This is a genomic window from Bacteroides sp. D2 (assembly GCF_025147085.1).
Classification (GTDB): Bacteria; Bacteroidota; Bacteroidia; order Bacteroidales; family Bacteroidaceae; genus Bacteroides.
This window is the reverse complement of the sequence record NZ_CP102261.1, coordinates 5,403,363-5,414,433: the sequence shown is the minus strand read 5'-3', so window position 1 is coordinate 5,414,433 and position 11,071 is coordinate 5,403,363. Positions and strand designations below refer to the sequence as shown.

Genomic DNA, 11,071 nt, shown 5'->3' with positions numbered 1-11,071 from the left:
AAGGGTGATTAAAAAATCACCCGTACTTTTGTTCCTTTTTCTATTTCTGAAGATATATCCAGCTTTGCATGATAAGCAGAAATGATTTTCAGGGTCAGGCTAAGTCCGATGCCTTGTCCGGCATAGTCCCGGGTATTACTGCCCCGATAGAAAGATTGGAATATATGTTCTATTTCTTCTTGCGGAATACCGATTCCCCGGTCTTCTATATCAAGAATGACTTGTTGTTGCTCCCGGTAGAGAGTCGCATTTACTTCTTTATCAGAATATTTGCAGGCGTTATCTATTATATTTTTTAATGCTATCTTCAACAGATATGGATTGGCTTTTACAGTCATCTGCGGGTCTGTCTCTTCCAAATGAAGATGGATTCTCTCATCGGAAGCTGTCAACTCTTTTAATATATCGGCCAGAATAATCTCTTCAATATTGTTTTTCAGGAGTTCTTCTTCTTGTCGTGAAAGAAAAAGAAGATGCCGGATCAGACTGGATAACCGTTTGCTTTCTGAAGAAATTCGTTGAAGGGATTCAATGTATTCTCCCGTGCTTCTTTCTTTCAGCAGACTGATTTCACATTCTCCCTGAATGGCAGTAATCGGATTGTTCAACTCATGTGAAGCATGACTGACAAAGGACTTTTCTGCCTTGAATGCACTGTCCAAACGGTCGAGCATACTATTTAATGTCTTTATCATGTCCTCCAGTTCGTCATTATTGCCAGTAGTCTTTAATCGGCGGTTCAGACTGTTGGCACGTATTCTTTTCAATTCCTTTAGTATGTGTTGCAGGGGAACCAGAATACGGCCGGAATATATTTTTCCGATAAAAAAGATCAGGACGGAACTGGCTAAGATGAGAAATATGGAAAGCAACAATAAGTGTTCCTTGATTTCTGTTCCGTAGGCATTCCGGGACATGACGAGTACGATAAAGTTGCCTTCATTATCCGGATAATAAAGGGCGGCTCCCAGTTGATCCTTATATTTGAAGGAGAAAGGGATGCTGTCCTGTCCTGCCAGCAGAAGAGCCTGCTGGTGTTGCGTGAGGTATTTATTCAGTGTATCACGTACTTCGGAAAGACTGTCCATATTTAAAAGAATCTCATGGGCTTCAGGCAGGAGTTCGTCATATTTGCGCTGGATAATCTGGTAGCTCTGTTCGTCTACTTCATCTTTTTCCCAATGCTTCTGTGCGGTCAGGTAGGCTTTTTCACGCAGGTAAGAAGCATAGAGCTTATTGATGTACTGCGTACTGAAAATATAAAATACAGCAATGATAATGACAGTAGTCAACACACTGATTAACGTATAGAAAAGAGCTATTTTGGAACCTATTTTCATAGCCGGGATTAGTGTTGGTGAGTTTAAGTATTCATGATATATCCTAATCCTACGACTGTATGGATCAGCTTTTTATCAAAGTCACGATCAATCTTTACCCGGAGATAGTTTACGTAAACATCTACGATATTGGTATTGGTATCAAAATTCTTGTCCCATACATCTTTGAGCAGAGTGATACGTGAGAGGGCAACCCCTTGATGAGTCATGAAATATTCGAGCAGGCGGTATTCTTTAACAGTAAGGTCGATGTCTATGTCACCCCTTTTGGCTTTTCGGGTATTGCAGTCCAATACCAGGTTATCGCAAGTCAATAGATTGGAAGGGACTTCTTTGTTGCGTCTCAACAGGGCTTTGATGCGTGCTTCCAGTTCCTGGAAACTAAAAGGTTTGACGAGATAATCATCTGCTCCCGCATCCAGTCCTTTGACGATGTCTTCGGTTGTTCCTAAAGCTGTCAGCATGATTACCGGGATTTGATACCCGAACATTTGGCGATAAAGGCGGCAAAGCTCCAAACCATTTATTTTAGGCATGATAATGTCCAGTATTAAAAGGTCGAAAGGTTCGTCCTGAAGGATTTTCCAACCCGTATCCCCGTCATGGCAGACGGTTACCGAATGCCCGAATTCTTTTAATCCCCGTTCGATGAAAGAGGCGATATTAATTTCATCTTCAACCAATAGTATCTTTGCCATAATTCAGATTGTTTATGTGCAAAGATACTTTTTTCCTGGCATCCGGAGAAAGAAATCCGCCCTACATTTAAGTGTTTCTCCTTTTTGAGTTGTACTATATACAAACAATAGATATGCTATGAAAATAAATTATGTCATTGGAGCTTTTCTGTGTGTGCTGGGATGTTACGGGTGTAGCAGTCCGAAAACGGAAGTGAAATCGCCGGACGGTCATATCAAAATGGCTTTAACAGTAGATGACAACGGTAAACCGTTGTATAACATTTTAGTAGATGACTCATTGTTGATTGAAAATTCGACATTGGGATTTACGGAGAAAAACGGTATCAACCTGGGCGGAGGATTTCAGATAAAAAACACGACTTTCGACAGTAAAGATGAAACATGGACGCAACTATGGGGTGAAAATAAAACCAATAGGAATCATTATAATGAGATGGCGGTAAATTTGGTCAATAAAGATCAGGTGGAGTTAACTCTCCGTTTCCGTGTGTTTGATGATGGGGTAGGGTTCCGTTATGAATATAATGTGCCCGCAGCGGATTCCCTATTGATTACGGATGAACTGACAACTTTCCGTTTTTGCCAAGACGGTACATCATGGTCTATTCCTGCCAGTGCCGAAACTTATGAATTGCTTTATGCGCAACGTCCCATTTCCGAGGTGGAGACAGCCAATACTCCTTTCACCTTTAAAACTGCCGATGGCGTCTACGGAAGTATTCATGAAGCGGCATTGTACGATTTCTCGGAAATGACTTTGAAGCAGGCAGGAAACTATACGTTGAAAGCTGAACTTGCTCCATGGCCTGATGGTGTGAAAGTGCGTAAAGGTAATCATTTCACTACTTCCTGGCGTACTATTCAGATTGTTCCGGATGCCGTTAGTCTGATTAATTCGGCTATGATTTTAAATCTGAATGAACCAAGTAAAATAGAAACGACCGATTGGATTCGTCCGATGAAATATGTAGGTGTATGGTGGGGGATGCATCTCGGCGTAGAAACCTGGAAGATGGATGAACGTCATGGAGCCACTACTGTCAATGCCAAGAAATACATTGATTTTGCCGCTACCAATCAGATTGAAGGCGTTTTGTTTGAAGGTTGGAATGAAGGCTGGGAAAGCTGGGGTGGTATGCAAAACTTTGACTTTACGAAACCGTATGCTGACTTTGACATTGATGAAGTGGTTCGTTATGCAAAGGAAAAAGGAGTTGAAGTTATCGGCCATCACGAGACCGGAGGGAATATTCCCAACTATGAGCGCCAGATGGATCATGCTATGCAATGGTACACAGACCACGGTATCCATGTCCTTAAGACAGGATATGCGGGAGCTTTCCCGAATGGTTATCTTCATCACAGCCAATATGGGGTCAACCACTATCAGAAAGTGGTGGAAACAGCTGCCCGTCACAAAATGACGCTGGATGCGCACGAACCTATTAAAGATACCGGTATCCGTCGTACATGGCCTAATATGATGACACGTGAAGGAGTGAGAGGGATGGAATGGAATGCATGGAGCGAAGGAAATCCTCCGTCTCATCATGTCATGTTGCCGTTCACCCGTATGCTGTCCGGTCCGCTGGATTATACACCGGGTACGTTTGATATTTTGTTTCTGAACACCAAAGATTCTCCCCGTCGCCAGAAATGGAACGATCAGGATAAAGGAAACAGCCGTGTGAATACAACATTGGCGAAACAGCTTGCTAACTGGGTGATTTTGTATTCTCCCTTGCAGATGGCATCTGATATGATTGAAAATTATGAAGGCCATCCGGCTTTCCAGTTCTTCCGCGATTTCGATCCGGATTGTGACGAATCGAAAGCATTGGCAGGAGAACCGGGGGAATTTGTAGCCATCGTGCGTAAAGCAAAAGGCAACTATTTCTTGGGAGCGGCAACGAACGAGAAACCCCGTACACTGGAAATAAAACTGGATTTCCTGGAACCGGGCAAACAGTATAAAGCTGTCATCTATGCGGATGGAGAGAATGCGGATTGGAAATCAAATCCTACGGATTACCGGATAACGGAACAAACGGTTACTTCTGAAAATACGTTGAACATACGAATGGCTGCCGGAGGCGGACAGGCTATTTCATTTATGGCACTTTAAAAAGATCGATTGATTATAAAGTTAGACTGTTAATAATGGAAATAGGATTCGTTTTTAGGTAGGAAGATAGAAAAATAGGTAGTATAAATAAAGTTAGTTAGAGGTTAGAAAAAACGGTGGACAGTGTTGAGGCTGTTCACCGTTTTTATTATTAAGCATGTTCTCATTATCAGTTTATATAATCCGTGCCTAATACTATGAGAATTATTGCAAGGATACTCATTGTGTTATCCGGGATAATTATCCCTTTGCTTCCTGATACATAAAGCGCTTGATTGACTTTTTCGCAGTCTTTTCAAATTCTTCAAAATGGATTTTAATCTTGCTTATTTGAGAATAGTTAGGAAGCTGTTGATTCAATTCGATACGGTTTTGCTCCATTACTTTCTGAATATCCGTCTGCTGCAATCCATGAGCGAAAGCATCGTCGAAATCCGGGTAGATCAGGGCTACCAGTTTTTCGTGCTGTAAGACGATCAGTGACTCCGAAACATACGGCATGTTGTTCAGCTTGCTTTCAATTTCTTCGGGATAGATATTCTGTCCGCTAGAGGTGAGAAGCAGGTTCTTACTACGTCCGCGGACTGTCACATAACCCTCTTCATCCAACGTACCGAGGTCACCGGTATGCAGCCAACCGTTAGCATCAATAATTTGCGCCGTAGCTTCCGGATTTTTATAATATCCCAGCATCATATTCATTCCTCTGCATACGATTTCTCCAGCATGTGTTTTCGGGTCCGGTGAGTCAATACGGACTTCCATTCGGCTGGTTGCCTTTCCGCAGGAAGCAAGTTTCAGTGTTTCCCAACGGCTGGAACAAATAATCGGACCACATTCCGTCATACCGTAAGCGATGGTGTAGGGGAACCCTATCTTTTTAAGGAAAGCCTCTACTTCCGCATTGAAAGGAGCGCCTCCGATAATAATCTCGTCAAAGTTTCCACCGAAGATTTCCATGGCAGCCTGTCGTGCCAGCGATTTGATTTTATCGTTCACAATAGGCACTTTCAGCAATAACTTGCCGATTTTGCTGTCTACTTTAGGAAGAATATCTTTCTTGATAATCTTTTCCACAATCAACGGTACACAAGAAATCACTTTGGGTTTAATTTCGGAGAAAGATTGGGAAATGATTTTCGGAGACGGCATACGCGTCAGGAAATAGATGTGTGCACCTGCAGAGAATCCGTAAAGGAAATCATATACCATACCGAACACGTGTCCCATAGGCAACATGGAAACGATATGATCTCCCGGTTTAACGGGAAGCATTTCGAAGCAATAAGCCACGTTCGACCAAAGACTGCGATAGGGGAGCATCACTCCTTTAGAGTAACCCGTGGTACCGGAAGTATAGTTGATGATAGCCAGTTCTTCCGGACGATCTTTCCGGTAACAAATATGTTCCGGGCGAAAGTTCTTGGGATACTGTTGACCGTAAATAGCGTTCCGGTGTTCAAAAGCGTAAGTGAGTTTTTCGTTTCGGGACACTAATGCCGAGAAATCAGTCAGCGAAGCAATGCCCTCTAACAAAGGCATGGCATCTTCATTCAGATTCTCCCATGCCTGGTCGCCGACGAAAAGTAATTTGGCTTCAGAATGGTTGACGATATTATGAATATTATCTGCCTTGAATTCATGCAAAATGGGAACAATAACAGCTCCGTAAGTGATGGTCGCCAAGAAAGTAACCGCCCAATGAGCACTGTTACGTCCGCAAACGGCTATTTTATCTCCCGGCTGGATGCCGGCACTTTCCAAGACGATGTGAAATTTAGCGATTTTACGCGCTACATCCTTATATTGGAGGGTAATTCCTTTATAGTCAGTTAAGGCATCTTTGTCCCAGTTTTTGATGATGCTTTGCTCAATATAATCAATGAACTGATGTTCTTGTTCCATTCGATTTTTGCACATTTAGTTTAAAACTGCGCAAAATTAATACTTCGTAGATGTAAACCGAATTTTAAATTCAAGTTTTACGGTTAATTAACGGAGGGGGAGCGAACAATTTTATCAGCCGGATAAAGGTCATTCGTGTTTCTTCCTTAGAACTAGTTCATTGGCCTATATAAAACATTTCGTCTCCACGCATGAAGATGAAACGAATATCTTGCAAAGGCAAGAGGTTTCATGCGTGGAGACGAATCAGTTATAGTGTACTGAATAACTCTTTTCAGATGTTATTCTGAATCAGTATCTTCTTCTTTGGATTTTTCGGAAATAAGTAATAGTTTATCTCCTTCGTGCAGTTTCAGCGTTCCGTTGGGAATCAGGAACTCATCTCCGCGCTTCACGATCATTACCAGCGTGCCTTTCGGAAGATTCATATCTTTCAATGTGTCTGCTTCTTCCAGCATACTTTTGGTGATAGTCATGTCACTAAGATCAGAGTCTATTTCTTCCGGAAGTTCCACTCCGAAGTCGTTACCGGTTTTTTCCAGCGGTTTGGAAAGATTCAAAATCCGGGCGACGAAAGAAATGGTTGTTCCCTGTACGACCAATGAGACAATGGTAATAAAGAATACAATGTTGAAAATGAGGTTCGAACCTTCTACGCCCGCCACTACCGGATAGGTAGCAAAGATGATAGGAACTGCACCGCGTAATCCTACCCAAGATACGAAAATACGTGATTTCATCGTGATTTTCCGGAATGGAAGCAGACAAAGGAACACGCTTAACGGGCGCCCGATAATAATCATGAAAACACCAATCAACAATGCCACGGCAGCTACTTCGAGCATTTCGTGCGGGTTGACAAGCAATCCCAGGCAAAGGAACATGATGATTTGCGACAACCAGGTCAGTCCGTCCATAAAGGTGTAGATATCCTTACGGTGCATGATTTTATTGTTTCCCACCATGATACCGGCGATATATACGGCAAGGTATCCGTTACCTTTCAGTAAGTCGGTGATGGAGAAAGTGAAAAACACAAATGCCAGTAATAAGATGGGATACAAGGCTTGATTATCAATATTGAGCTTATTTAACATCCGGATAGCTAGCTTTCCAAGTACATATCCGGCAGCCGCGCCGACGATAAACTGGATGACGAAAGAGCCTACGATAGCTCCGACTCCCATACCTGACGATTGAATAAACTGTATCAGGACAATGGTAAGCATATAGGCCATCGGGTCATTACTTCCGCTCTCCAGTTCCAGCATGGGACGAAGGTTGTGTTTCAAGTTCATCTTCTGTGAACGGAGAATGGCGAACACCGAAGCCGAATCCGTAGATGACATGGTGGAGGCCAAAAGCAGGGAAGTAGTGATAGGTAAATAAATATTTGACCAGCTCATACCTGATATCCACCAGATAAAGAGTCCGGTGAAAAGAGCTGTAAGTAGTACTCCGACAGTGGAAAGCACGATACCGGGACCTAGAATAGGTTTGATTTCTCTGAATTTCGTATCCATACCTCCCGAGAAAAGGATAATACTAAGGGCCACCATACCGATAAATTGGGCGTCTTTCGCGTCGTGGAACTGCAGGCCGAGGCCGTCACTTCCAAACAACATTCCTACTACGAGGAACAATAATAAGGTAGGTACTCCAAAGCGGTATCCGGTTTTTCCAACAACGATGCTGACGAAAAGTAAGATAGAACCGATAAGTAGGGTGTTTTCTGCTGTAAATATCATAGGCAATATATTATAAAGTTATAAAATTGTCGTATTAATTCTCACCGTGCGAAGTTACACATTATTAACAACAAATAAAAACTCTTTTTGGATGTATTTTTGTGAAAAAAGGGAGTTAAATTGTCTAAAAAGACTAATTTTGCAAAGAATAATCTACATTATACTTATGGATTCAAATAATCTTACACCTTTGAGGAAAGGGGTGGTGGGGGTACAATTCTTGTTTGTAGCTTTCGGTGCTACGGTACTCGTACCGTTATTGGTAGGGCTTGACCCTTCTACAGCTCTGTTTACAGCAGGTATTGGTACGCTTATCTTTCATGCGGTTACGCGTGGAAAGGTTCCTGTCTTTCTGGGGAGTAGTTTCGCATTTATTGCGCCTATCATTAAAGCGACAGAACTTTATGGGTTGCCCGGCACCTTATCCGGCATGGTTGGAGTAGCATTAGTTTACTTTGTGATGAGTGCGCTTGTCAAATGGCAGGGAGTGAGGGTGATTGAGCGGCTGTTTCCTCCTGTTGTCATAGGACCTGTCATCATTCTGATAGGTTTGTCACTGGCGGGAACAGGAGTGAATATGGCAAAAGAGAACTGGGTACTGGCACTGCTTTCGTTGGTTACCGCAGTCGTTGTTTCAATGAAAGCCAAAGGGCTTTTGAAACTGATTCCTATCTTCTGTGGAATTGTAGTAGGGTATCTGGCTGCATGGCTTTTCTACGATTTGGATTTGTCCGGTGTCAGGGATGCTGCCTGGATTGGATTGCCGCAGTTTGTCTTTCCTAAATTCTCATGGGAACCTGTGTTGTTTATGATTCCGGTAGCCATTGCTCCGGTGATAGAACATATTGGTGATATTTATGTCGTTAATACGGTCACCGGAAAAGATTTCGTGAAAGATCCGGGGTTGCACCGCACCTTATTGGGTGATGGTCTGGCCTGTTTCTGTGCCGGATTGCTGGGTGGGCCTCCTGTGACTACCTATTCGGAAGTGACAGGAGCCATGTCACTGACAAAGATTACTAATCCGCAAGTGATCCGAATAGCTGCCATTTCCGCTATCTTATTCTCCGTTATCGGTAAAATCAGTGCATTATTAAGATCCATTCCAAGTGCGGTACTGGGCGGCATCATGTTATTGCTTTTCGGAACGATTGCTTGTGCGGGTATTGGTAATCTTGTGAATAATTGCATTGATTTGAGCCGTACCAGAAATATAATCATTGTATCTTTGACACTGACTGTCGGCATTGGTGGCGCTGCTTTTAATTGGGGCGATTTTTCATTGTCCGGCATTGGACTGGCAGCTTTGGTGGGAGTAGTTCTCAATTTAATATTACCCAGAGAGGATTGAAATTCTATTCAAAAAAACATCCACTATGCGGGAGTAAATGCAGGACTCCTGATTAAGCAGGAGTCCTCCTAATATAGAAAAAAAAGATAGTGACGGTATATGATGGAAATAGTGACGGTATGGTTGTTGTATACCGTCACTATCCTTATCAAATACCGTCACTATTTTGTAGAAGAGAATCTGCTTGTAAAATACCCTTCTGTTTCCTTATCATTTATGATAGAAACTTCACAATATCTTCATCCACTGTACTGATACCTCCGATCCCGAATTGTTCGATCAATACGTTCCTGACATTCGGTGAAAGGAAAGCGGGAAGTGTAGGACCCAAATGAATGTGTTTCACTCCCAAAGCCAGTAATGCCAATAAAACAATGACCGCCTTTTGTTCGTACCAAGCGATGTTGTATACGATAGGCAACTGATTCACATCATCCAATCCGAAGATTTCTTTCAGTTTTAAAGCGATGACGGCCAATGAGTAACTGTCGTTACATTGTCCTGCATCCAACACTCTCGGAATGCCGTTGATATCACCTAAAGCCAGTTTATTATATCTGTACTTGGCACAACCGGCAGTAAGAATCACGGTGTCACCAGGTAATTTTTGAGCAAATTCCGTATAGTATTCACGGCTCTTCATACGTCCGTCGCATCCTGCCATTACAAAGAATTTACGGATAGCTCCGCTTTTCACGGCGTCCACCACTTTATCTGCCAGGGCTGTCACCTGTGCATGAGCGAATCCTCCGATAATCGTTCCGTTTTCAATGGCTACCGGTGGCTGACATTGTTTAGCATGAGCAATCAGTGCAGAAAAATCTTTCGGTTTTCCGTCTTTACGTTCGGGGATGTAATGTGCCCCGTCCAAGCCGCAGGCTCCTGTGATGTAAATACGATCCTTGTAGCTGGCATTTGCACGTGGCGGAACGATACAGTTACTTGTGAACAAGATAGGACCGTTGAAACTTTCAAATTCCTCTTTCTGCTTCCACCAGGCGTTTCCGTAGTTTCCTGCCAGATGCTTGTACTTCTTTAGTTGAGGATAATAATGTGCAGGCAACATTTCGCTGTGAGTATATACATCTACTCCTGTACCCTCTGTTTGTTCCAATAACTCTTCCAGGTCTTTCAAGTCATGTCCGCTGATTAATATACCCGGATTATTGCGTACACCGAGACTCACTTGTGAGATTTCCGGATTTCCGTAGCTGCTGGTATTCGCTTTATCCAGCTGTGCCATTGCCGATACTCCATACTTTCCTGTTTCCAAAGTCAGCTGAACCAGTTCTTCCACTGTAATATCATTGCGGGTCAGTTCAGACAAGGCATGTTGCATGAAAGCAAATATTTCCGGTGACTCGTAGCCCAGGTTATGCGCATGCTCTACGTAGGCAGCCATTCCTTTCAGGCCATAGTGTACAAGTTCTTTCAGTGAGCGGATATCCTCGTTGGGAGTGCGAAGCACACCGACCGTTTTTGATTTCTCTTCAAACTCATCTTCGTTTCCATCCCAAAGACATTCGTCAGGAGCATTTTCGATCTTTATCTTGTTGCCAAGTTCTTTTTTCAGTTTCAGTCCTTCTTTGATTTTTTCAGTGATAGCCACTTTATCAAAATTGGCGTTGGTGATGGTAATGAACAAAGCATCATAGATAAATTTGTCTGCTTGTTCGGAAGGATGTCCATCTTTACGCAGATGTTCGTTGTAGACAGCAATTCCACGTACTACGAAGAGTAGTAAGTCTTGCAGGTTAGCCACTTCAGACGTTTTACCGCACACACCTTTCAAGGTACAACCGGTACCCATTGCGGTTTCTTGACATTGATAACAGAACATACTCATAACTTTTACGTTTTTAATTAGTCCAATATTTTATTTATTGAACGCAAAAGTAGAG

General features: G+C 42.8%; 7 protein-coding genes. 2 read left to right on the top strand and 5 right to left on the bottom strand.

All coding sequences use genetic code 11. The annotated features are described in order from the left end of the window. Positions 1 to 8: 8 nt before the first annotated feature. Both NQ505_RS20305 and NQ505_RS20300 read right to left on the bottom strand, forming a co-directional pair. The gene (locus tag NQ505_RS20305) at positions 9 to 1,340 is read right to left on the bottom strand and encodes a sensor histidine kinase (protein WP_008998444.1); all 1,332 of its coding nucleotides are present in this window, start codon (positions 1,338 to 1,340) and stop codon (positions 9 to 11) included. Between the two features lie 23 nt (positions 1,341 to 1,363). Beyond that, positions 1,364 to 2,038, bottom strand: a complete 675-nt coding sequence (locus NQ505_RS20300) for a response regulator transcription factor (protein ID WP_004303523.1) — start codon at positions 2,036 to 2,038, stop codon at positions 1,364 to 1,366. 118 nt (positions 2,039 to 2,156) lie between these two features. Here NQ505_RS20300 and NQ505_RS20295 point away from each other — a divergent pair, with 118 nt between their 5' ends. After that, entirely contained in the window at positions 2,157 to 4,166 is a 2,010-nt protein-coding gene (locus tag NQ505_RS20295) for a glycoside hydrolase family 97 protein (protein ID WP_008998443.1), read from the top strand. 240 nt (positions 4,167 to 4,406) lie between these two features. On the opposite strand, the gene NQ505_RS20290 is transcribed toward NQ505_RS20295, so the two are convergent. Continuing rightward, positions 4,407 to 6,071: a long-chain fatty acid--CoA ligase gene (locus NQ505_RS20290; protein ID WP_008998442.1), complete on the bottom strand. Its 1,665-nt coding sequence runs from the start codon at positions 6,069 to 6,071 to the stop codon at positions 4,407 to 4,409. A gap of 281 nt (positions 6,072 to 6,352) precedes the next feature. Then, positions 6,353 to 7,819: a potassium/proton antiporter gene (locus NQ505_RS20285; protein ID WP_004295729.1), complete on the bottom strand. Its 1,467-nt coding sequence runs from the start codon at positions 7,817 to 7,819 to the stop codon at positions 6,353 to 6,355. Positions 7,820 to 7,985: 166 nt separating this feature from the next. Here NQ505_RS20285 and NQ505_RS20280 point away from each other — a divergent pair, with 166 nt between their 5' ends. Beyond that, the gene (locus NQ505_RS20280) at positions 7,986 to 9,170 is read left to right on the top strand and encodes a uracil-xanthine permease family protein (RefSeq protein WP_008777334.1); all 1,185 of its coding nucleotides are present in this window, start codon (positions 7,986 to 7,988) and stop codon (positions 9,168 to 9,170) included. A 214-nt stretch (positions 9,171 to 9,384) separates the two neighbouring features. Here the strand turns inward: NQ505_RS20280 and hcp are convergent, their stop codons facing one another. Beyond that, positions 9,385 to 11,016 carry a hydroxylamine reductase gene (gene hcp, locus NQ505_RS20275; protein ID WP_004295731.1) on the bottom strand — a complete coding sequence of 544 codons (1,632 nt, stop codon included), beginning with the start codon at positions 11,014 to 11,016 and terminating at the stop codon, positions 9,385 to 9,387. Between the last annotated feature and the right edge of the window lie 55 nt (positions 11,017 to 11,071).

Bases quoted from the DNA above. Each gene is read 5' to 3' on its own strand.
- NQ505_RS20290 (WP_008998442.1), bottom strand. From the start codon at position 6,071: ATGGAACAAGAACATCAGTTCATTGATTATATTGAGCAAAGCATCATC.
- NQ505_RS20300 (WP_004303523.1), bottom strand. From the start codon at position 2,038: ATGGCAAAGATACTATTGGTTGAAGATGAAATTAATATCGCCTCTTTC.
- hcp (WP_004295731.1), bottom strand. From the start codon at position 11,016: ATGAGTATGTTCTGTTATCAATGTCAAGAAACCGCAATGGGTACCGGT.
- NQ505_RS20285 (WP_004295729.1), bottom strand. From the start codon at position 7,819: ATGATATTTACAGCAGAAAACACCCTACTTATCGGTTCTATCTTACTT.
- NQ505_RS20295 (WP_008998443.1), top strand. From the start codon at position 2,157: ATGAAAATAAATTATGTCATTGGAGCTTTTCTGTGTGTGCTGGGATGT.
- NQ505_RS20280 (WP_008777334.1), top strand. From the start codon at position 7,986: ATGGATTCAAATAATCTTACACCTTTGAGGAAAGGGGTGGTGGGGGTA.
- NQ505_RS20305 (WP_008998444.1), bottom strand. From the start codon at position 1,340: ATGAAAATAGGTTCCAAAATAGCTCTTTTCTATACGTTAATCAGTGTG.